This is a genomic window from Geodermatophilus sabuli (assembly GCF_900215145.1).
In the GTDB taxonomy this organism is placed as follows: domain Bacteria; phylum Actinomycetota; class Actinomycetes; order Mycobacteriales; family Geodermatophilaceae; genus Geodermatophilus; species Geodermatophilus sabuli.
Map to the genome: position 1 here is coordinate 263,098 of NZ_OBDO01000006.1, position 21,077 is coordinate 284,174.

22 protein-coding genes are annotated in these 21,077 nt (G+C 73.8%); 11 read left to right on the forward strand and 11 right to left on the reverse strand.

What is annotated here, in order from left to right; translation table 11 throughout:
- Positions 1-197: 197 nt before the first annotated feature.
- A complete protein-coding gene (locus tag CRP39_RS15445) occupies positions 198-1,646 on the reverse strand; it encodes an amidase family protein (RefSeq protein WP_097207258.1) in 1,449 nt (482 codons plus the stop codon).
- 259 nt (positions 1,647-1,905) lie between these two features.
- Between CRP39_RS15445 and CRP39_RS15450 the strand changes: the two genes are divergently transcribed.
- A complete protein-coding gene (locus CRP39_RS15450) occupies positions 1,906-2,358 on the forward strand; it encodes a pyridoxamine 5'-phosphate oxidase family protein (protein ID WP_097207259.1) in 453 nt (150 codons plus the stop codon).
- Positions 2,359-2,433: 75 nt separating this feature from the next.
- On the opposite strand, the gene CRP39_RS15455 is transcribed toward CRP39_RS15450, so the two are convergent.
- On the reverse strand, positions 2,434-3,162 hold the full coding sequence (locus tag CRP39_RS15455) for an enoyl-CoA hydratase/isomerase family protein (RefSeq protein ID WP_097207260.1): 729 nt from the start codon (positions 3,160-3,162) through the stop codon (positions 2,434-2,436).
- A 234-nt stretch (positions 3,163-3,396) separates the two neighbouring features.
- On the opposite strand from CRP39_RS15455, the gene CRP39_RS15460 reads away from it, so the two are divergent.
- Complete coding sequence (locus CRP39_RS15460; protein WP_097207261.1) at positions 3,397-4,296, forward strand: DMT family transporter; 900 nt, start codon at positions 3,397-3,399, stop codon at positions 4,294-4,296.
- A 155-nt stretch (positions 4,297-4,451) separates the two neighbouring features.
- Here the strand turns inward: CRP39_RS15460 and CRP39_RS15465 are convergent, their stop codons facing one another.
- Genes CRP39_RS15465 through CRP39_RS15480 form a run of 4 tightly spaced genes read right to left on the reverse strand, consistent with a single transcriptional unit; the run spans position 4,452 to position 7,559 of the window.
- Positions 4,452-4,646, reverse strand: coding sequence for a hypothetical protein (locus CRP39_RS15465; protein WP_097207262.1), 195 nt, complete (start codon positions 4,644-4,646; stop codon positions 4,452-4,454).
- Positions 4,647-4,665: 19 nt separating this feature from the next.
- Complete coding sequence (locus CRP39_RS15470) at positions 4,666-5,892, reverse strand: AI-2E family transporter (RefSeq protein WP_097207263.1); 1,227 nt, start codon at positions 5,890-5,892, stop codon at positions 4,666-4,668.
- Positions 5,893-5,950: 58 nt separating this feature from the next.
- Complete coding sequence (locus tag CRP39_RS15475) at positions 5,951-6,454, reverse strand: RDD family protein (protein ID WP_245853900.1); 504 nt, start codon at positions 6,452-6,454, stop codon at positions 5,951-5,953.
- Positions 6,441-7,559 carry a hypothetical protein gene (locus CRP39_RS15480; protein WP_097207264.1) on the reverse strand — a complete coding sequence of 373 codons (1,119 nt, stop codon included), beginning with the start codon at positions 7,557-7,559 and terminating at the stop codon, positions 6,441-6,443. The genes CRP39_RS15475 and CRP39_RS15480 overlap by 14 nt, the downstream gene beginning before the upstream one ends.
- A 304-nt stretch (positions 7,560-7,863) precedes the next feature.
- On the opposite strand from CRP39_RS15480, the gene CRP39_RS15485 reads away from it, so the two are divergent.
- The 4 genes from CRP39_RS15485 (at position 7,864) to CRP39_RS15505 (ending at position 12,478) form a co-directional block, all read left to right on the forward strand.
- Positions 7,864-10,560, forward strand: coding sequence for a winged helix-turn-helix domain-containing protein (locus tag CRP39_RS15485; protein ID WP_101811064.1), 2,697 nt, complete (start codon positions 7,864-7,866; stop codon positions 10,558-10,560).
- 96 nt (positions 10,561-10,656) lie between these two features.
- Entirely contained in the window at positions 10,657-11,046 is a 390-nt protein-coding gene (locus tag CRP39_RS15490; RefSeq protein ID WP_143426662.1) for a hypothetical protein, read from the forward strand.
- 145 nt (positions 11,047-11,191) lie between these two features.
- Complete coding sequence (locus CRP39_RS15495; RefSeq protein ID WP_097207267.1) at positions 11,192-11,638, forward strand: DUF7144 family membrane protein; 447 nt, start codon at positions 11,192-11,194, stop codon at positions 11,636-11,638.
- A 336-nt stretch (positions 11,639-11,974) separates the two neighbouring features.
- Complete coding sequence (locus CRP39_RS15505; protein ID WP_216359759.1) at positions 11,975-12,478, forward strand: DUF6325 family protein; 504 nt, start codon at positions 11,975-11,977, stop codon at positions 12,476-12,478.
- A 29-nt stretch (positions 12,479-12,507) separates the two neighbouring features.
- Here the strand turns inward: CRP39_RS15505 and CRP39_RS15510 are convergent, their stop codons facing one another.
- Both CRP39_RS15510 and CRP39_RS15515 read right to left on the reverse strand, forming a co-directional pair.
- On the reverse strand, positions 12,508-13,119 hold the full coding sequence (locus CRP39_RS15510; protein ID WP_143426663.1) for an Rv1733c family protein: 612 nt from the start codon (positions 13,117-13,119) through the stop codon (positions 12,508-12,510).
- A gap of 54 nt (positions 13,120-13,173) precedes the next feature.
- The gene (locus tag CRP39_RS15515; RefSeq protein ID WP_097207270.1) at positions 13,174-13,575 is read right to left on the reverse strand and encodes an SHOCT domain-containing protein; all 402 of its coding nucleotides are present in this window, start codon (positions 13,573-13,575) and stop codon (positions 13,174-13,176) included.
- A 370-nt stretch (positions 13,576-13,945) separates the two neighbouring features.
- On the opposite strand from CRP39_RS15515, the gene CRP39_RS15520 reads away from it, so the two are divergent.
- From CRP39_RS15520 to CRP39_RS15530, 3 genes are all read left to right on the forward strand, one after another.
- Entirely contained in the window at positions 13,946-14,176 is a 231-nt protein-coding gene (locus CRP39_RS15520; RefSeq protein ID WP_143426664.1) for a hypothetical protein, read from the forward strand.
- Between the two features lie 67 nt (positions 14,177-14,243).
- Complete coding sequence (locus tag CRP39_RS15525) at positions 14,244-14,705, forward strand: hypothetical protein (RefSeq protein WP_097207272.1); 462 nt, start codon at positions 14,244-14,246, stop codon at positions 14,703-14,705.
- Positions 14,706-14,794: 89 nt separating this feature from the next.
- Positions 14,795-15,169: an SHOCT domain-containing protein gene (locus tag CRP39_RS15530; protein WP_097207273.1), complete on the forward strand. Its 375-nt coding sequence runs from the start codon at positions 14,795-14,797 to the stop codon at positions 15,167-15,169.
- Positions 15,170-15,428: 259 nt separating this feature from the next.
- Here the strand turns inward: CRP39_RS15530 and CRP39_RS15535 are convergent, their stop codons facing one another.
- On the reverse strand, positions 15,429-16,835 hold the full coding sequence (locus tag CRP39_RS15535; RefSeq protein ID WP_097207274.1) for an MFS transporter: 1,407 nt from the start codon (positions 16,833-16,835) through the stop codon (positions 15,429-15,431).
- Positions 16,836-17,322: 487 nt separating this feature from the next.
- Here CRP39_RS15535 and CRP39_RS15540 point away from each other — a divergent pair, with 487 nt between their 5' ends.
- The gene (locus CRP39_RS15540) at positions 17,323-18,912 is read left to right on the forward strand and encodes an SHOCT domain-containing protein (RefSeq protein ID WP_097207275.1); all 1,590 of its coding nucleotides are present in this window, start codon (positions 17,323-17,325) and stop codon (positions 18,910-18,912) included.
- A gap of 74 nt (positions 18,913-18,986) precedes the next feature.
- On the opposite strand, the gene CRP39_RS27240 is transcribed toward CRP39_RS15540, so the two are convergent.
- Together CRP39_RS27240 and CRP39_RS27710 are read right to left on the reverse strand one after the other, a co-directional pair.
- Positions 18,987-19,691 (reverse strand): DUF2252 family protein, encoded by a 705-nt coding sequence (locus CRP39_RS27240; RefSeq protein WP_216359760.1) that lies wholly within the window; start codon positions 19,689-19,691, stop codon positions 18,987-18,989.
- Positions 19,692-19,711: 20 nt separating this feature from the next.
- Complete coding sequence (locus CRP39_RS27710; RefSeq protein WP_245853901.1) at positions 19,712-20,188, reverse strand: DUF2252 family protein; 477 nt, start codon at positions 20,186-20,188, stop codon at positions 19,712-19,714.
- 274 nt (positions 20,189-20,462) lie between these two features.
- Between CRP39_RS27710 and CRP39_RS15550 the strand changes: the two genes are divergently transcribed.
- Positions 20,463-21,041 carry an HdeD family acid-resistance protein gene (locus CRP39_RS15550; RefSeq protein ID WP_097207276.1) on the forward strand — a complete coding sequence of 193 codons (579 nt, stop codon included), beginning with the start codon at positions 20,463-20,465 and terminating at the stop codon, positions 21,039-21,041.
- Positions 21,042-21,077: the final 36 nt, after the last annotated feature.

The following is a 21,077-nucleotide window of genomic DNA, read 5'->3' on the forward strand; positions in this document are numbered from 1 at the left end:
TCGACGCGGTCGCGGCGGCGATGACAGAGCGCCGCCTCCGACGGGCGGCGACGCTCTGACCTCCAACGGGGGTCGATCGGCGTGAGGATGCCGGTGCCGGCCTCGATGACCGCGCCCGCATCGAGCAGCGACTCCTCGTCCAACGGGCCGGGTCGGCTGGAGGTCACCGCGGCGCGACGGCGCCCCACCGGCCACGGTCAGTGGGGGTCGATGGGCGTGAAGGTGCCGGCGCGGGCTTCGATCACCTCGGCGGCGTCGAGGATGCCGTCCTCGCCGAAGCGGCGGCCCAGCAGCTGGACGCCGGCCGGCAGTCCGTCGGTTATCCCGGTGGGCACCGAGAGCGCGGGGAACCCGAGCACGGGGATGGCCATCATCGACGCCTGTGCGGCCATCACGCGCCGCATGCTCTCGACGCTGGCGATGTCGGCGTCCTGCTCGAACGCCTGCTCGGCGGACACCGGCAGCAGTACCGTGGAGAAGCGCTGCATGAACTCCCCGAGCTGGCGGATCAACGTGCCCCGCCGCGCGTACCCGTTCATGTAGTCGGTCAGGCCGGGCCGCTCGCCCCACCACTCGGCGGAGACGGCGTAGTAGCCCTCCGCCGCCTTCTTCATGCCCTCGTCGCCGACCTCCTCGACCAGGGGCATGATCTGCCGGAACTCCTCCATGCACAGCAGGTACCAGAGCCGGTAGGCCTCGGCCAGCAACGGGAGCTCGACCTCCTCGACCACGTAGCCGGCGTCGCCCAGCCAGCTGGCGGCCCGGTCCAGGGCGTCATCGACCGCCGGGGTGGGCGTGGCGACGCCGTGATCGCGGACCACGGCGATCCGGAACGGGCGTTCGGCGGCCGGCGCTGCGGGCGCCCCGGGCACGTGGAAGGGGTCGCGGGGGTCGGCACCGGTCATCCCCCGCAGCGCCAGACGGGTGTCGGCGACCGAGCGGGCCAGGGGACCTTGCACCAGCATCGACTGCACCGACAGCGCCGGGTCGGCGCCCTCCGGGCCGTAGAGACCGGCCACCCGGCCCACGGTCGGCCGGAGACCCACGACGCCGCAGGCGTAGGCGGGGTAGCGGACCGATCCCCCGATGTCGTTGCCGTGGGCGATCGGGACCATGCCCGACGCGACAGCGGAACTCGCACCGCCACTGGACCCGCCCGGAGTGCGGGCGGCGTCCCAGGGGTTGAGGGTCCGCCCGTGCAGGTCGTTGTTGGTGAACCAGCGGTAGGAGAACGCCGGGGTGTTGCTGCGGCCGAGCAGGATCGCCCCTGACTGCCGGAGGTTGGCCACGTGCGGGCTGTCGGTCGAGGCGACGTTGTCCTTGAAGGCCGCGACCCCGTTCGTGGTCGCGTGACCGACCTGGTCGGAATTCACCTTGATGGCCACCGGTACGCCGTGGAGGGGGCCGAGCTCGGCGCCGGACGCGGTCTCGCGGTCGGCTGCGTCGGCCGCCTCGAGCGCTTCCTCGGGCCGGACCTCGATCAGCGCGTTGAGCCGCGGGTTGACCGCGTCGATGCGATCCAGGCAACTCTGCACGACCTCGCGCGCCGACACCTGCCCGGTGGCGATGCCGTGAGCCAGTTGAGTGGCGGACCAGCGCCACAGGTCGTCCGAGCCGGGTGTGGGGTCGTTCGCGATCACGGTCACGGCAGCGCTCCTCGGGGAGGGGTGGGCTGCCGAATCCTCTACGGGATCAACGCAGATCGTCAAGGGTGTGTAGTACGTCGGGCCGGCTCTTCGGGCCGCTGCTCCGTCCCGTCACAGTCTGTGTGCGTCGTCACACAGGAGGAGTGGCCGGAACTGTGTCTCGTGGTCACCTCCCACGCCGGGACGAGGGAGACCGCACACGGAGGTTGGTTCCGACAGCGGCTCCGACCGGGCATCGTGTTCCACCGTGAGGTCCGCCATGCGCTCGACTCGTCACCTCCTCCACGATCTCGATGACCAGGAGTGCTGTGCTCTCCTGGGGTCGGCGACGTTCGGCAGGCTGGCTTTCACGCAGGGCGCGCTACCCATGATCCTCCCGAGCCACTTCGTGGTCCGAGGGGACGAGTTGGTCGTGGCCAGCCTGGCCGCCGCGGCGATCGCCTCCGCAAGGAACGGACACGTCGTGGCCTTCGAGGTCGACACGTATGAGCCGGCGACCCGAGAAGGCTGGTCCGTCAGCGTGATCGGCCCATCTCGGCTGATCGTCGATCCGAACGAGATCGCCGAGCTCGACCGCGTGGAGTTCGCGCCGTTGAGCGCGCACCACGGCTGGCACTACATCGCCGTCCGGATCAGCGTGCTCCGCGGATCCCGGCTCGTGCTCGCGTCGGCCGAGGAACCCGGCGCGCGAGCCGATGGCCAGGGCAGCTGACCTGTCAGCCACCGCCCGGGCTGTTGGTGGACGCCGGCACACTCACGGCCGACGCCTGGGCGTGCGGGATCGCGTTCAGCGCCGGGCGAGCGCCGCCAGCGCGGCCTCGATCCGCAGCCGGGTGTCGTCAGCGGTCCAGCCGGCGAGGACGGCCGCGTCACCTCCGGCGATCGCCTGCATCGCCGCGTTCGCGGGGCGGTGCAGCGCGACCTTGGCCAGCCGGTAGGACTCCGGCGACCGGGCGGCCAGCTCAGCGGCCAGCGCGACCGCCCGCGGCAGCAGCTCGCCGGGCTCGGTGAGCTCGTCGACCATCCCCAGGCTCAGCGCCCGCTCGCGGTCTTCGGTCTGCGCGCCGAGCAGCACCCGGCCGGCGCGGGAGCCGAGCGCGTGCCGGACGATCTCCAGGGCGGTGGTCGGGAAGGGGACGCCGACCGCCAGCTCGGGCAACCCGATCCGTCCGCCCGACATCAGCCGCAGGTCGCAGGCGAGGGCCAGCACGCAGCCGCCGGCGATCGCATGCCCGTTGACCGCCGCAACCGTCGGCCGCGGATGGTCGAACACGACGCGGAACGTGCGGGACAGCGCCGCCAGGAGTTCCTCGGTGTATGGCCGGCCGCCGTCCAGGATCCGGCGCAGGTCCACCCCGGCGGAGAAGGAGGAGCCGCTGCCGGTGAGGACCAGCGCGCGGTCGCATGCGGTGACCGCCTCGGCGAGTGCGTTCAGCAGCTCCACGTCCAGGGCGCCGACCCGGCCGTGCTCGATGCGCAGAACGGCAACGTCATCGCGATCCTCGATGAGCAGCATCGGGCCATCATCCACGCACCGGGACACGGTGCCCGGTGTGCCGTGGTAGAGCTCGACCCAGCGGCATGCTGGTCGCCGGCCGACGATCCGCAGCGCCTCGGCGGGCGGAGGAGCCGACCACCGCACCCGTCCCGTCGTCCGGCATGGTGGTCGACTACTCCCGGTCGATCGGCCTCGACCGCGGACGGCCCTACGCCCCTGGCCAGCCGGCGGTCGGAGGGGCATACCTGGAGCATGCAGGCACTCGCCGAGGACCGGACCGGGAACCCCGTCCTGGGGCTGGGCCTGGTCGCGCTGGCGGCCGTGCTCTTCGCGGTCGGCGCGGTCCTGCAGCACGAGGCGGCGGAGTTGAGCACGACGGACCGGCGCCTGAGCCTGCGGCGCCTGGTGAGGCGGCGGAGGTGGATGCTGGGCCAGACCGCCACGGTGCTCGGCACCGGAGCCCAGGTCGCCGCACTGGCGGTCGCGCCCGTTGCGGTGGTCCAGCCGGTCCTGGCTGTCACGCTGGTCTTCGGCCTGGGCCTCCGTGCGGTCCGCAATCGGCAGGTGCCCCTCCGGCTGGAACTCGTGGGTGTCGCGCTCACCACGGGCGGGCTGGCGGTCTTCCTCCTCGCCGCACAGCCGACCGCGGCCGCCCACCAGCCGCCGCCGTCCTCCGTGGCGGTGGTCGTCGCGGTCGTCGGCTCCGTTGCCCTGGTGGTGGGGGCGGCCCTGTTCGGACACGGGCCGCACGGAGCGGTCGCGTGCGGGAGCGCCGCCGGCATCGCCGCGGGGATCGCCGCCGTGCTCATCTCCGTCGGCATCCGGAGCCTGCAGGAGGGTGGCTGGGCACGCGCGCTGGCCGGCGTGGCGATGTGGGGGGCGGTCGTCGTCGCCGGCGTCGCGATCCTGGCCGGTCAGCAGGCCTACGCGCGTGGGTCGCTCTCCTGGTCGCTGCCGGCCCTGATCCTGCTCGACCCCCTGGCCGCGGTACCGGCCGCCCGGCTGCTGCTCGGTGAGCGGCTGGAGCCCGGGCACGCCGCGATCTGGCTGCCCGCCGCAGTGGTCGCGGCCGTCGGAGTCGTCGTGCTCGCCCGGACCGGTCAGCCACACCCGCAGCAGGAACCGCAGGAACCGGTGGCCCGAGCCGACTGATCCGCCCGGCGATCGAGCGGCCGAGCGGTCACCGGATGCGTACGGGTGGCGTCGAGACCGGGGTCACTGCCCGGAGGCGTCCGCTCCGGTGGGACCTCGCTCCTCGCTCGCGTCATCCGCAGCGGACGGCATCGGTGGGTGCACAGCGGGCCGGATCACCGGTGCTGGGTCGCGTGGCGGTACTCGAGGAGGGCGTTGAGGTTGGCCTCGGCCCGCGTCTGGTGGTCCAGGTTCTGCCGGTCGCTCGTCCTCGCGCAACGCAGTCGGGCGTCGCGCAGCTCGGCGAGAGCGCGGGCGATGAGCACGTCCAGGACGGCGAAGCGGTCCGAGGGGGGCGCGAGGGTCGTCATGGCGGACCTCCCGTGGTCGTCACGGTTCACCTGAACCGGGTGCTGGCGGGACGTCGGACTGCGTCTCCGCCCGACCCGACACTGGTCCGTCGGGGACGGCGCGGTCATCGTCCGCCGCAGACGACCGCGGGGCAGGGGCCGGCACACCCTCGCCCGCGCGTCGGCGGCCCCTGCCGGACCCGGCCGACTTCTCCGGGGAGCCCGCGCCCGACGCGCCTGCGAGCAGGACCCGGGCCCACCGGCGCTCCGGGTCCTGGCCGACCAGCAGAGCGACCAGGAAGAGCGTGAGGGGGATCGCCAGGATCGCGCCCAAGGGCCCCAGGACCACCGTCCAGACGATGACGGACAAGAAGGTCAGCGTGACCGACAGGCCGACGGCGTCGCCGACGACGACCGGCTGGATGACCGACTGCAGGACGAAGTTCGCCACCGTGTAGACGAGCACGACGAGAACCGCCTGACGTGGCCCCCCGTCCAGGAGGGCGAGCAGCGCAGGTGGCGCCAGCCCCAGGAAGAAACCGATGTTGGGGACGTAGTTGGTCAGGAACGACAGCAGGCCCCACAGCAGGGCCAGCGGGACCCCCAGCAGTACCAGGGCGACGTAGTCGACGACGGCGACGGCGAAGCCGAAGATCGTGGTCACGACCAGATAGCGCCGGGTGTTGCGGGCGAAGTCGCCGAAGGCAGCGCGCAGCCGCCAGGTGCCCGGCACCGTGGCCAGCCGCTCGGGCGTCCCGGCGGCGTCGGCCGACATGAACAGCACCGTGGCCAGCACGAGGACCAGCGCACCCACCGCACTCGCCACACCGGCCAGCAGCCCACCGACAGCGGAGACGACCGAGGACAGCGAGAGCGAGCTCACCATCTGTTCCACCTGCTCCCGGCCGACGCCAGCGGCGGCCAGGGCGCCGCGCACGTCGTCCACCCACTGCTCCCACTCGTCGGAGTACTGCGGCAGGACCGTCGCCAGCTGGCCCACCGAGACGACGAGGGCGACGGCGAACGCGATCAGCCCGCCGTTCACGAGCACGACGGTCACCGCGACCGCGAACCCCCGCCGCACGCCGCGGCGGACCAGCACGCCCACCAGCGGGGAGGCGGTGACGGTCAGCACGAACGCCAGGAGGGTGGGGGCGACGATCCCCGAGTAGGTGGAGATCCCCCAGAGCGCGCCGGCCGCGCCGGCGACGCCCAGGACGACGGTCAGCCACAACGGCAGTGCGCGTCCGTTCTCGGGCTCGGGCATGCCGCCACGGTGGTCGCTGTCGCCGGTTCCGGCGTCCCCTCGGGAGGGTGACCCGCGATCAGTCGTAGAGGGCCGAGGTCCTCAGCAGCAGGTCCTGGAGCGAGCGGTTCTCCCCGCTCACGAGCACCCAGACCAGCCCGATGGGGAAGATCGTGCAGAGTGCCGCCCGCGCTGCACACCGCTTCCACCCCAGCCGGACCCCCCGGTCGTCGGCCACGCGCAGCCCCAGCATCCGATCGCCGTACGTGCGGCCGGCCACCGCCCAGGTGACCATGAAGTAGACCGCCTGGACGGCGAGCCCCATGAGGAGCAGCGTCGCCGGCGCCGGTGCGGGGAACGTGAACGTGGTCGGGGACAGCAGGAACCGGGCCGCCGCGACGGCCGCGTAGCCACCGCCCACCAGCACCGCCACGACGAGCACGTCCACCACGTTCGCCAGCGAGCGGGTGACCAGGCCGGCGCGGGCCCCCCGGATGCCGGCGCGTTCCGCCGCGACGGGCAGCGGCGGTGGCGCGTCGTGCCAGGGAGTGCCGTAGGAGGGCCGCTCGTCAGCCGCGGTCACCGGTGTGCCCCGGTTCGTCGTGTCCCGCGGTGCGGTCCTCCGTCGCAGTCCGGCGGCCGCGCCGGTGCAGCAGCCGGTCGACGACCCGTTCCACCGCCCGGTCGGCGTCCGCGCCCTGGTCGCGCACGCTGCGCACCATGTCCGAGGTGACCGAGTCGCTCGAGGCGCGCAGCAGCCCGGGCAGGTCGATCACCGCGACGGCGTACCGGGCCAGGCCGGCGATGTCCGTGCGGGCGATCACCCGGTCGATGTCGGCGCGGTCGACGACGGCGTCGATGTCCACCCGGTCGAGGATGCGGGCGATGTCGACCCGGTCCACGACGGCGTCGAGGTCGACCCGGCTCAGGACGCGGGCGATGTCGGCGCGGTCGACGACGGCGTCGATGTCCACCCGGTCGAGGATGCGGGCGATGTCGACCCGGTCCACGACGGCGTCGAGGTCGACCCGGCTCAGGACGCGGGCGATGTCGGCGCGGTCGACGACGGCGTCGATGTCCACCCGGTCGAGGATGCGGGCGATGTCGACCCGGTCCACGACGGCGTCGAGGTCGACCCGGCTCAGGACGCGGGCGATGTCGGCGCGGTCGACGACGGCGTCGATGTCCACGCGGTCGAGGATGCGGGCGATGTCCGCGCGGTCCATGGCTGCGTCGAGGTCGACCCGCGCCACCACGGCGTCCACGTCCAGCAGCGCGGCGAGCCGGTCCAGGTCGACGTACTGACGGACGAGTGCGGGGACGTCGAGGCGGGCGAGCACCGCACGGGTCACGCCGGGGACGACGCGGTCCGCCATCCCCGACAGCGCACGTACCGCGGCCGACGCCGGGTGCGCGAGCGCGTGCGGCAGCGCGGGTAGGTGCCCGGTCATCGGCAGCCGGGAGACGACGGCGCTCCGGCCCTGGGCAGCGGTCTCCGCGACGTACCGGAGGAGTGCCGTCGCGACCGTGAGGACGGCGACGGCACCGTTGACCGCGTCCTCGACCGCGCTGCCGCCGGGCTGCACGCCGAGGACCGGCGAGGGGGAGGGGGGCGAGGCGCCGGACGGGTCGGGCGGCTGCACCGGCCGGAGATTGCGCACCGGCGGGTCCACCGGGTTCACGGCCACCGGAGGCCGTCGTCCACTGTCGGGATCATGGGGCCTCCCCGGCCATCGGAGCCGTCAGCATCCGTCGAGGACGGCGGATCCCCCTCATCCGAAACGGGTGAGTCGGTCACCCGTTCTCCGCGAGACCCTTCCGGTCGGTCACCTGCTGTTCACCGGAAGGTCCATCCGACAGGACCTTCGGCTCTGTGTGTGCCGGATGGGGGGACGAGGCTGGGCACGGATCGATCGCACATCCGGCTGCGGAGCCGGGGGAGGGGAGCGCGACTTCGGGGGACGGTCCGAGAAGCGAGGGGGAGGACGAGCCATGGTGAGGTCCTCGTCGGCCCGCTCACCCGCTCCTGGAGCGACGGTCCCGCCCGCCACGCGGCAGGGCGTCGCGTTGCTCGCGTCCAAGGTCACCCCACCGCAGCCCGCGCACGCGACGGTGCTGCGGCCGCGTCTGGTCAGCCAGCTCTCCCGGGCCGTTCAGAGGTCCCCGCTGACCCTGCTCAGCGGACCGGCGGGCTCGGGCAAGACCGTGCTCGCGACCTCGTGGCGACAGGCCCAGCAGGACGGCAGACCGGTGGCCTGGCTCACCCTGGACGACTACGACGACGACCCCGCCACCTTCTGGAACTACGTCGTGGGAGCGCTGGCCGCCGCCGGGGTCCCGTGCACCGATCTGCCGTCGCTCGTTCCGGGGGAGGCCCCGCCGGGCTGGTTCGTCCCGCAGTTGGCCGCACACCTGGCTGCGCTGCCGCGGACGGTGGTGCTGGTGGTCGACGACGCTGACCACGTGAGGGATCGGGCGATCACCAACGGTCTCGACCTGCTCGTCCGCCACGGGGGGAGCCGGCTGCGACTGGTGCTGTGCGCTCGCGCCGACCCGCTGCTGCCGCTCCACCAGTACCGCCTGGCGGGGACCGTGTCCGAGATCCGCGGCGACGAGCTGGCGTTCACGCCGGAGGAGAACCACGACCTGCTCACCGCCATGGGCGTCCCGGTGTCGCCGGAGGTCGCCCGGGCGCTGTGCACCGAGGCGCAGGGCTGGGCGGTCGGCCTGCGGCTGGCCGCCGCTCCACTCAAGCAGGGGGCGTCACCGGAGCACCTGGTGACGTCGCTGGCGCACGACGACGGGAGCGTGGCCCAGTACCTGTTCGCGGAGGTGCTCCAGCGGCAACCGGCCAGCGTCCGGCGGTTCCTGATGCGGGTCAGCGTGACGGCGGAGTGCTGGCCGGACCTGGTGGACCGGCTCTGCGGACGGCCGATCGGCCGGCGGGTCCTCGCCGGGCTGGCGCGGGCCAACGCCTTCGTGGAGGAGTTCCCCGGGGCGCCCGAGGGGTTCCGGATCCACCCGCTGTTCCGCGAGATGCTGCAGGCCCAGCTGGCCTACGACCACCCCGGTGAGGTCGCCGGCCTGCACCGCACCTGCGCGGCCTGGTACGCCGAGGCGGGCCGGTCCCCGGAGGCGGTGGGGCACGCCGTCGCCGCGGGGGACTGGGACTTCGCCACCCGGGTGCTCATCGACGACCTGCTGGTCATGCGCCTGCTGGCCCACCGGTCGGACCCTGCGCTGCCGGGCGTGCAAGCCCTCCCGGCGCAGTTCCCCGGCCCCGAGGCCGCCGTCATCCGCAGCGCCGCCGCGCTGGCCGGAGGACACGTGCCCACACCGGCCGACCTCGCCGCGGTCGCGACCGCTCGCGGGGAGGGGCATCGGATGATGCTCCGCGTGTCGGCTGCGCTGACCTGCCTCGTGGCGGATGCCGCAGCGGCCACCGCCCCCAGTGCACTGCTGGCCGAGGCCGACGCCGCCGGTTCCCTCGTGGCCGCGCTCCCCGGCGAGGAGCGACGCGAGCACCGGGAGTGTGCGGCGGTGCTGAGTTCCGTGCGCGCGCTCGCGGCACTCGGCACCGACGCGCCGGACCGACAGCTGCTCGCGGGACTGCGCAGCGCCGCGGCCGCCGCCCAGACGGCGGCCTCCCGCAGCCTGCGCAGCCGCACCGTCGCCCACCTCGCGGTTCTGGAGGCGCTGGACGGCCACCTGACCCGAGCCGCCCACCTGGCCGAGGAGGCCGAGGCGCTCGCGAGCGACGAGGGCCGGGAGGAGGCCGAACGGGAACCGGCCGCGGCGGCCGCGCTGGCATGGGTCCACCTGCGCCGCTACTCCCTCACCGAGGCGCGCGAGTGGCTGGTCCGGGCTCGGGCCCGCACGAGGGACCGGGACGGCGGGCCCTCCGCCGCTGCGACGACACCACCGCTGCTGGCGGTGCTGCAGAGCCAGCTGTTCCGGCTCCGGCACGAGTACGACGCAGCCGAGCAGTGCCTGGGCCCGCACCTGCGCGGCCCGCGCCTGCCCCGGTGGGTGGCCGAGCAGGTCGTCGCTGAGCTGGTCCGGCTCGCGGTGGCGCGAGGGCACGTCGACGAGGGGCTGGCGATCCTCCAGGACACCACCGCCGACGAGCCGTGGAGCCGGCGGCTGCGCGACACGGTCGGACTGCTGTCCGGCGCCCCGGCCGCGCCCGCGCCGACCGAGGCCGAGCCCCCCGCGGTTCCGGCGGCGGCGGTGGAGTCCTCGGTGATCCGGGCGTGCCAACTCCTGGAGGCCGGCCGCGTGCCCGCCGCGGCGGAGCAGCTCGCCGCGGCGCTGGAGCTCGCACGACCGGAGCTGCTGCGCTGGCCCTTCATCGACACACCGCCCCAGGCACGCCGTCTGCTGCGCACCCACCCCCGGTTGCAGGAGCCCGCTGCGTGGCTGAGTCCGTCATCGACCGCCCAGCCGCGCCCCGACGGGCAACGCCGCGCGGCGCGGTCCGAGGTGGCGCAGGTCATCCAGGAACTCAGCGACCGGGAGATGGAGGTCCTCCAGCACCTGGCCGGGATGCTGTCCACGGCGGAGATCGCGGCGACCATGTTCATCTCGGTGAACACCGTCCGCACGCACATCCGGAGCATCCTGCGCAAGCTCGCCGTCAGCAGGCGCAACCAGGCCGTCCGCCGGGCCCGCGAGCGTGGCCTGCTCTGAGTTCATGCCCGGGGGACGAGGCGGGCGAGGTGCTTGCGCGCCACCGTGGTGGGGTTCGTACGGCTCACGGCCGGCGGGGCCGGCCAGGAGGGAGCGGTGGCCATGGAAGCGGCGCGGAACCGGTTCGAGCTGCGTATCGGGACAGTCCTGAGCCCGGCGGCGCTGGCCGCGTTCCGGGTTCCCCTCGAACCGACCAGCGTGCCGCGGAACACGGTGTACCGGCTGCGCATCCCCGCCGACCGCGACCTCACCGACGTCGTGCACCGGCTGATCGAGCGGCACGTGGAGCTGCTGGAGATCCGCCGGGGCGCTGAGCCGCCGCGCCGCAGTCGTCGCCGGCCGACAGGTGACGAGCTCGACGCCCCCGGATGCGACGACGACGGCGCCGGCGTCGTCGTCCCCTTCCGGACCGGGACCGCCGGCCCCGACTCCCGGCCACCGCTCGGGCCGGCTCCGCACCCACCGGACGCCTGCTCAGCCGGGTGACCGGCGCCGCCGTTCATGCGGTGCGGACGATGCCGAGCCGCCGCAGCGGCGACACGCTGCTGACGCACGACCACCCAGGACCTCGCCCGTCACCCCCTTGCACAGGGCGGCCCGGAACCGAGGCCGGACCAAGGAGGACAGGCACATGACGGACACCTCGCACCGCCGCTCGCCGGCGACCGACGAGAGTTACGAGCAGGGACCCAGCGCCTGGGCAGGGTGGGTCGTCTTCGGCGGCGTCATGCTGATCATGATGGGGACGTTCCAGGCGATCCAGGGGCTCATCGCCGTGTTCGACGACGGCTTCTACCTGGTCCGCCCGAGCGGCCTCGTGGTCGACGTGGACTACAACACCTGGGGATGGACCCACATCATCATCGGCGTCGTCGCCGTCCTGGCCGGGGTGGGCCTCCTGGCAGGGAACATGGCGGCCCGGGTCGTCGGTGTCGGGATCGCGTTCCTGAGCGCCCTGGTGAACCTGGCGTTCATCTCCGCCTACCCCGTGTGGTCGGTCATCCTGATCGCACTCGACGTCATCGTGATCTACGCGATCATCGTCCACGGGCGCGAGTTGAAGAGCCAGTACCGCTGACCGCAGTGGGCGCGGGTGCCCGTCCTCGAGGGGACGGGCACCCGCGCCGCGTCCCCGCCGGGACGGGCCACGCCCGTCCCGGCGTCTCCTCGTGCCGGAGCAGTTGATGGTGCTCGTCCCGCCGTCCGGGGCTGGGGTCTTCCCCGTCGGCGCGGCGGTCGTCGTCGCGGTCGACGTCGTGCTCGTGTACCCCGTCACCGTGCACGGCGCGCTGCGTTCGCCGTCCTACTGCCGACGGAGCAGATCGTCCGCGCCGGGTGACGTGGGGACCGGCAGCGCCCCGGCACCGTGGGGACGTCCCCGAGAAATCCCGTTCCTCGTCCCTTTGGGGGAGACATGACCGCTGACCTCGAGCAGGTCTCCGACCTCGACCAGATGGGACCGATCGACTACCTCGTCGTGGCGTTCCCGACCGAGCGCATGACGGGGGAGGCCTTCCCGCTGCTGATCGACCTCGTGGACCGGGGTGTCATCCGCATCCTCGACCTCGAGTTCATCCGGAAGGACGAGGACGGCACCGTCACGACGCTGAGCCAGCTCGACCTGGAGCGCATGAAGGTCGTCGAGGCGGCGCTGTTCGAGGGTGCGGCCTCCGGTCTGCTCCGCCCGGACGACCTCGCCGAGGCCGCCGCGGCACTGGACCCCGGGACCGCCGCGGGCGTCCTGGTCTACGAGAACGTCTGGGCCACCCCGTTCGCGGCCGCGCTGCGTCGGTCCGGCGGCATGCTGGTGGCGGCCGGCCACATCCCCGTGCAGGACCTGGTGGCGGCGCTCGACGAGATCGAGGCCGAGGAGAGGACCACCACCGAGGGCTCCGAGCCGTCGCGGCCGGTGGGCTGACCGGTCCGGACGGGCGGTGCCCGGCGGGTTCAGAGCAGCCGGGTGCCCCACTCGGGTTCGACCGCCGCCCAACCCTGCGCCCACCGGCGTTGCCGGTGGGCGTCCAGGGCGGCGCAGAGAACGACGTAGAGGGTCCACGTCGCGAGCGGGACCCCGAGGAGGAAGACCGCCCCGACCCCCATGGCCGAGCCGTCGATGCGGCTGCGGTCCATCGGCGGGCTGGTGACGTGCCCGTCGTCGCGGTCGACCCACACGGGGACTGCCGTCCCGGCGGCCGTGTGGGGGCTGACCAGCACGATGCCCTCGCGCTCCGTCCCGCCCGGGACCGGCCAGACCGCACGGGCCGGCACCGTCACCGGCTCCTGCTCGCCGTAGCCGCTGGCGCCGGCCTCCGGCGCGTCCTCGAGCAGGACGGCGTCCACGCGGGACCGTTCGGCCGCTCCGGCCGCGGCCAGCGCCTCGAGCCGCGACGTGGTGGCAGCCGTGGCGGCCACGGCCAGCGGAGGGGCGACCAGCAGGGCGAGGACGACGACGAGCCGGCCGGCCACCTGCAGCCGGTCCGAGCCACGCTTCAGTGGCCCCGAACCCAGGGTGAACCGCCGCAGTGAGCGCCGGAGCGCGGTGTCGGTGGAAGTGCTCATGGCCACGGCCCTCGGTTCCTGACGTCTGCGGACCGGAGAGACTGGGCGGGACGCTCAGACCAGCACGCGCCGCTTGAGCTGCTCGAACTCCTCCTGGCTGATCGCCCCGCGGTCGAGCAGCTCCTTGCCGCGGGCGATCTCGTCGATCCCGCGGTAGCCCGGGGCGGCCACCGAGCGGATGTGCTCGTCAGCCCGCTGCTTCGCCTCGGCCACCCGCTCCACGTCGCGGTCGGCCATCGCCCGCCCCTGGGTGATCAGGTACGTGAGTGAGCCGATGAGGGGGACGACGATGACGAACACCGTCCAGGCGGCCTTCCCCCAGCCCGAGACGTCCCGCCGGCGGAAGAGGTCGCCGAAGACGGTGATGAGCAGCCAGAAGTACGCCATCAGGGCGAAGAACAGGACGAACGTCCACAGCAGGTCGGCGAGTGGGTAGTCGGCTGCAACCGTGGTCATGGTGCACCTCCGGGAGAGGGTGTCTCCCGCCCAGCATGGGGACCGGCGGGCGGGGCCCCATCGCCCCGACCGGATGACTCCGCGTGGCCGTCGAGCGGCCGGCGCCCGGGATCGCGAGGTCCGTCGGAGCACTCCGGCCGGGCACCCGGCCACCGGTGGCCACCTCATCGGCCGGGCACCCCGGCCACCGGTGGCCGCCTCATCCACGGAGGACGAGGCAACCGGCCCTCCGACCCGCGAGGCTCCGGGGATCGGATCGGACCTCACGCGTCCCCGGGGAACCGGCGGCGGCGGTCGTCCGGCTCGTTGAGCGGTTCCTGCGGCGAACTCCCGCCGCGCGGCGCCCGCCTCGAGCGAAGGAGCAGTGCAGATGGGACGTCAGGTGTACGAACTCCGTGTGCGCGGACCGGTCCCCGCCGAGCTCCTCGACGAGATCGGCGCGGAGGACCTCGGCGAGGAGCCGCCACTGACCATCCTGCGGACAGAACCCACGGATCAGCCCGGTCTGCACGGCATGCTGCAGCGCCTGAGCAGCCTGGGCCTGGTCCTGATGGAGGTCCGCACGACCGGACCGGAGCCCTACGTCGACGACTCGACGTGAGCAGTCCGGGCCGCGTGCCCTCCGGCCCGTCCGTGATCGGCTCGCGTGCGAGGGAGCGTGATGCCCGATGTCCCCCGTCCTGGTGGCGCTGGGCGGCGTCGCCCTCGTCGGGACGACGGTCGTCGTCCTGGCGGTGTGGGGCCGGATCCGCTATGACCGTGAGCTGCCCTTCTTCCGCTGTCGCGTCAGCGCGCCCCCGTGGTCGCGCCGGGGGCAGCACGCGCGATGGTGTCTCCGGCGCACGCGTGCGGCATGGGTCGACGGCGTGCTCCTGCTCCGGTCCGGCCTGCTGCGGCTGTGGCTCACGCCGCTCGCGGTCGGGGTCGGCCGGGAGGTGACGGTGGAGGCCCTGGAGCCGGGGCAGGTGCGCGGACTGGGGCGGCGCCCGGTCGCCCTGCGGTTCACCGCGCACGACGGCTGTCAGATGGAGGTCGCGGCGGCGCACGAGGACGTCGGCCGGCTGGTGGGGCCCTTCCTCACGGCGGCCCTGTCCGGGCTCCCCGAGGCTCCCCGCGAGCGGGGCGTCTGACCTCGGCTGTCATCCGACCGGGGTGATGAGCCCGCGGGCCGGTGTTCGCGAGGCTCTGCGGCGATCACCCGGACCACGAGGAGGACCCCATGCCGCTGCTCGACCTGTTCTGGACGATGTTCCTCTTCTTCTGCTGGATCCTCTGGTTCTGGTTGCTGTTCCGCGTCTACGGGGACCTCTTCTCGCGCCGCGACATCGGGGGCGGGGCCAAGACCGGCTGGGTGGTCTTCACGATCCTGCTGCCCTACCTGGGGGTCTTCGTGTACCTGATCTCCCAGGGCCGCTCCATGGCCGAGCGCACCGAGCGCGTGGTCGAGCGGCAGCGCGCCGCCACCGACGCCTACATCCGGTCGGTGGCCGCCGACGCCGACACGGTCCAGTCGGCGAAGGCCCGCGACCTCCTGGACAGCGGCGCCATCACCCGGGACGAGTACGACCGAATGGTGCCGAAGGTCCCCAGCTGATCACTGCGCTCCACCACAGCGGCACCCCGGCCGGCGGCCGGGGTGCCGCCGTCGTGTCCGCGGCTGCGGGGGACACCGGCACAGGTCGCGGCCGTCGGCAGGGTGGATCCGGGCGCCGGCCGGGTGCGGTCGGACGGGCCTCGGCGTGGGACACGAGAACTCCGGGTCGTCGGTGAGGCGTCAGCGCCCACACCGTCGCCCGGGGGTCTCCTGGTCGTCTCGGTCCGCTGTGCCGTCGACGACGCTGGAGGAACCACGGTCAGGCGGCCGTGACCCGGCGAGGTCCGTGGGGGAGGAGGAGGGCGGCGACCCACCCGACGATCGCGAAGCACCCGACCACCACGATCGCGGTCAGGAACGGCGGGTTGCCGCCGGCCGTCGCCGCGACGATCACCGATCCGGCGACCGCCACGCCCAGCGACGAGCCGAGGTTCGACGCGCTCCGGGAGACGCCGGAGATGTCGCCCTGGACGTCCTCCGGCCACGCCGACTGCACGACGTTGACCGACGCGGTGAGCATGGCGCCGACGCCGAACCCCATGAGGAACAGGCCGGGCCAGAAGGTCCAGACGGCCGAGTCCTGCCGGACCAGGGCGACGAGGAGGGCCAGCCCGACGACGGTCAGGGTGAACCCGGCCCGGATCAGCAGGCGCTGCGGGTGCCGGCTGGCCATCCGCTGGGCCATCCCGGACGAGATCAGGACACCGATCGTGGCCGGCACCAGCATGAGGCCGGTCTGGATCGCCGAGTAGCCGCGCTCCTGCTGCAGGAACACCGAGATGACGAAGAAGGCGCCCTGCATCACCAGCCACTGGATGCTCTGGGTGACCAGACCGAGGTTCGACGTGCGGTTCCGGAACAGGCGGACCGAGACCAGGGGTGTGCGGCCGCCGCGCTCCCGGGCCCGTGCGTACACGAAGAACCCGGCCAGGACGAGCACGCCCAGGGCGACGTAGGTCCACACCAGGGGCGAGACCCAGCCGCGGGTGTTGGTCTGCAGGATCCCGAAGACGACGAGGAACAGCCCGGCCGCCGACAGGACCGCGCCGAGGCCGTCGAAGTGGGGTCGTTCGGCCGGCAGCGGCGGGTCGTCGATCCGGCGGGCCAGGAGCGCGATCAGGGCCACCACGACCACCTGGAGCAGGAACGAGGCCCGCCAGCTGACGTAGCTGGTGACCAGGCCACCGATCAGCGGCCCGGCGGCAGCGCCCAGGCCCGCGGCCCCGCTGACGACGCCGAACCACTTGGCCCGGGTCTTCAGGTCGTCGAAGAGCACGGTGACGAGGATGTAGATCGGCGGGATCATGAGCGCCGAGCCGATGCCCTCGAGCAGCGAGTAGCCGATGGTCAGCAGCACCAGCCCCGGGGCCACGGCGGCCAGGAGCGCACCGGCGCCGTAGACCAGCAGGCCGAGGATGAAGCAGTACTTGCGCCCCCAGATGTCGGTGAGCTTGCTCCCGGGGATCATCAGTGCCGCCATCGTCAGCGTGAACAGCGTGATGGTCGTCTGGATCCCCGCGACGTCGGTGTCCAGGTCGTCGGCGATCGTGCTGATCGCGACGTTCATGTTCGAGGCGGCGTAGCTGGCGATGAACTGGGCCAGGGCGAGGGGGAGGACCACGGTCCCCGCCCGCGCCGGTGCCGGACCGGTGCCGATCGTGGTCATGACGTGTCCTCCGTGGTCGGCGCCGGCCGGCGTGCGGTGTGCACTACGAGGAGCGCTGCTCCGGGACCTGGTCGGCCAGAGCGGCCGCGCCGAGGACCCCGCGCAGGTTCGCGCCGTTCCCCAGCGTCGCGACGGGGACCGTCGCCGGACCTCACCCGCTCCGGACGAGGGCCGGACCGGGCAGCGGGGGCTGCGCCCGTCGGGGCCTGCGTCGAGGGGGCCCCGCGGCATCGACGACGGCCAGGGGGTGGCGACCTGCGGGAGGTCGCCGATCTGCTCGCCGGTGAGGGTGATCCGCCCGGAGCACCGCCCCCGTCGTCACCGTGGGCGGGCATCCCCGCGAAGGGGGTGCGGTTCCGTCTCCCGCTCGGCGGTCCAGCGCAGGCGCTTCATCCCTGAGGGGTGATGAGACCGAGCGCCTCCGGAACCAGGCTGGTCCGCTGTCCGCCGGGTGCGGTCGCGCGCCTGCTGCGGGAGAGGAGGAACCGTGCGCCGTTTCGTCACGGGACTGCTGGTCCTGGTCAGCGCTGTCGCCCTGGTCCTGGCGAGCACCTCGTTGTGGACCCGTCACAACGTGGTCAACACGCAGGTCTTCGTGACCAACGTGGAGACGATGGTCGACCTGCCTGAGGTGGAGTCGCGCATCACCGAGCGCGTCACGTCCACCGTGATGGACAACGCGGAGGTGCAGCAGGTCATCGACGACGCGCTCACCGTCCTGCCGCCCCGCCTGCAGGTGTTCCGGTCGACGGTGGAGGAGGGCATCGGCTCGCTCGTGTCGGCCGGCGTCCGCCGGTTGCTCACCGACGACCCGTTCCGACCGCTGACGCAGGCCGCGCTCACCTCCGCGCACGACCAGCTGATCGCCGGGGAGCCGGTGCGGTTCACCCTCGGTCAGGCCAAGGACCGTGTGCCCGACTCGGCGAAGGACGGCATCGCCGGCCAGATCCTCGACCTGCTGCCGGACGACGTGGGCGTGACGATCCTGGCCCCCGCCGACGCTCCGCAGATCTACACCGCGATCGACCTGCTGAAGTCGGTCTGGTGGTGGCTGGGGCTGCTGGCGCTGGGCACGCTCGCCGGCGCCCTCGGCGTGTCCCGGCGTCGCCGCGCCACGCTGCGGGCGTGGGCCGTGACCACCACGGTGCTCACGCTGCTCGTGCTGCTCGCGCTCCGGGTCGCACGCGGGGTGCTCCTGCCGCAGGTGCGCCCCGACAACCGGGACGCCGTCGGTGCGATCTACGACGTGCTCGCCGCGAGCCTGCGGTCCTGGACGCTCTGGTTGCTCGCAGCCGCCCTGCTCGTCCTCGTGCTGACCCTCGTCTGGGGCCGGCTCGGCATCGTGGCCGGGGTGCGGCGCGGGGTGGCCTCGGCGCGGGTGCAGGTGCAGCGCAGGCGTGAGGCCCGGGCAGCCACTGCGGCGGGGACCGCGGCCGCCACCGGGGACACGGAGGAGGCGGCCGCAGGGGTCCGGGAATTCTGGACCCGGCGCGTCACCGTCTGGACGCAGGCCTTCGCCGAGGGCCTGGACCTGCCGGAGCGGGCGGTCCGCCTCGGTGCGGTGGTGCGTGACCACCACGGCCCCGCGCGGTGGGCCGGCATCGCCATCGGCGCGCTGGTGCTGCTCTTCTGGCCCGCGCCGACCCTGTCGGTGCTGATCTGGATCGCTGCCCTCGTCGCGCTCTACCTCGGGGCTCTGGAGTGGCTGCGGAGCCGGGCCCCGGAGCCGGCACCCGCGGAGCAGCCCGCGTCGTCCGGGGCCGTGCTCTCGACCGGTCCGGACGGCATCGCCGGCGGCGGCGCCCCGGTGACTCCTGGAGCCGTCCCCGCCCCCCGTGCAGGTGTCCTCCGGGTCGACGGCGCGGCCGAGGGCGCGCGGGTCGGCGCTCCGGTCGCGACCGCGGTGGAGCCGGCCCCGGCTGCGGCACCGTTCGTCCCGGCGGCGCTCACGCCCGAGACGATCTCCACGCTCAACGACCGCCTGGACCTGCTCGTCCGCCTGGGCGCCGCCCGGGACGCCGGCGTCCTCACCGACGAGGAGTTCGGCCGCGAGAAGAACCGGCTGCTCGGCGTCTGACGCGGTTCAGCCGGCCGCGCCGGACGGTGACCCCCGGGCCGGGCCGGGGGTGACCCCGGACCGGGGGAGTGCGCTCAGGTGTCCGTCCGGGCCAGCACGCGGCCGGCGGCGGCCTCGGCCAGCTGGCGGTGGTCGCCCTCGTTCACGTCGGCGCAGGCGGCGGCGAAGTCGGTCAGGGCGTTCTCGAAGGCGGCCGAGGAGCCGAGGTACCCGGCGATCGCGATCCGGTCACCGGAGCGGGCGTGTGCGCGGGCGAGGCACCAGGCGCACAGCTCGCCGTAGATCCCCAGCCCGTCGACACGCAGCTCCTCCACCTCCATCGAGCCCTTCCAGTCACGCAGCTGCCGCACGGAGAAGTCCCGCTCGACGCCGTCGATGCCTGCCGTCCGCTGCCAGCCCAGGGAGATGTCGCTCGCCTGCTGCATCAGCCGCTGGCCGGCCACGACCCGCTGTCCCTGGTTGGCGTGGCGGCTGCGCCCCAGGAACTCCGCGTGCACCGACCGCGTCGCCTCCTTGATCTGCAGCAGCAGCGGGTCGTCCGTGTCGCGTCCGACGAGCAGGACGACCCAGCAGCGGGTGCCGACACTGCCCACGCCGACGACCTTGCGGGCCATGTCGACGAAGGAGTAGCGCTCGAGCAGGGCGCGGCGGTCGGACTGCAGGGAACCGCGGTACTGCCGGATGAGCGCGTGGAAGGCCGCCTCCAGGTCCCGCTCCTCGATCTCGGGCACCAGGTCGCGCAGTGGCACGAGCAGCGGGGGCTCCGCGCGGATGCGCAACCGCCCGTCGACGACCTTGGTCAGCTTGCCGAAGGCTGCAGCGTGTCCCGCGTCCGTGCCCGTTCCAGCGCACGGGTCAGCCGCTTGCGCATGCCCGCCTCCAGCCGTGGCGCGAGCTGGTCGCGGAACTCCTCGGCGTCGAGCCGCGAGTACCAGACCTCGATGTCACGGGCCGCCGCGAACTCCGCCATCGCGGCTCGGTAACGCGCGCCGGCGAGGTCGGCGGCCATGACGCGGGCGGCGCCCCGGTAGTAGGCGAAGGGGGACTGGAGCATCCGTCCGTAGCGGATCGGCCCGAGCTCCGGCAGCCGGTCGACCGCCTGCTCCTCGAGCAGGGTCAGCGGGTCGCGGGAGCGCGTCGCCCGAGGGGACTCGGCGTGCGCGTCGAGGGGCACGGCCGCGCGCAGCGCCTTGCCGGTGGCCTTCCGCTGCTGCGGTGTGGGGCGGCCGTTCTGGGCAGCGGCCTGGTCCGGGGGGACCGCGGTCGCGGTCAGCACGACGTGCTCACCTCGTCGATGAGGGCGCCGGCAGCACGGACGAGGACGCCGCCGCACTCGAGGGCGCCGCGCTCGACGACGAGCCCGCGTCCGAGCAGGCGGCGATCGCCACCGAGATGACGACGGTCTCGATCCCGGCTGTCGTACTCCTGCCTCCTGACCCGACGGTCCCCGGCCGGGGCGGGCGGCTGCGTCATCCGGGGGGGATGAGGTCAACCCACCGGGCCGGAGGCGAACCTCGGCAGCCAGGAACGCCACTCGGGGAGGAACCGACATGACCGCCAACGTGTCCAGCCCCTACGCGGCCGCCCCGGCGGGGCACACGGGGCTGCGGGTCGCGGTCGGGCTGCTCGGCCTGGCCGTCGTCGTCCTCGGGATCGTGCTGCTGTTCAACCCCGTCGCCGCCGCGCGCAGCCTGGCGTTGCTGGTCGGCCTGGCCTTCGTCGTCGGCGGGCTGCTGGAGATCGCCGTCGGGTGGGACGCCGAGCGGCACCGCACGGGGTCGCTCGTACTGGGAGCGGTCCTCGTGGTCGGTGGCGTCCTGGCCGTGTTCTGGCCGGGCGTCACGCTCTGGACGCTGGTGCTGATCACCGGGCTGTCCCTGATCGTCCACGGCGCAGGCCGGGCCGGCCTCGCCGTCGTCGCGCGGCGGGAGATCCCCGGGTGGGGCTGGCTGGTCGCGCTCGGCGCGGTCAACGTCATCGTGGGCGTGCTGGCCATCTCCTGGCCCCAGGCGACGGTCCTGGTGCTGTGCATCGTCTTCGGCCTGCAGGTCGCATTCCTCGGCGTGGCGCTGGTCGCCGCCGCCTTCTGGCGACCCGGCACCCGGCGGGAACACCCGTCGATGGGTTGAGCACCACCGAGCCGGCCGGCCGGCCGGCTCGGCACC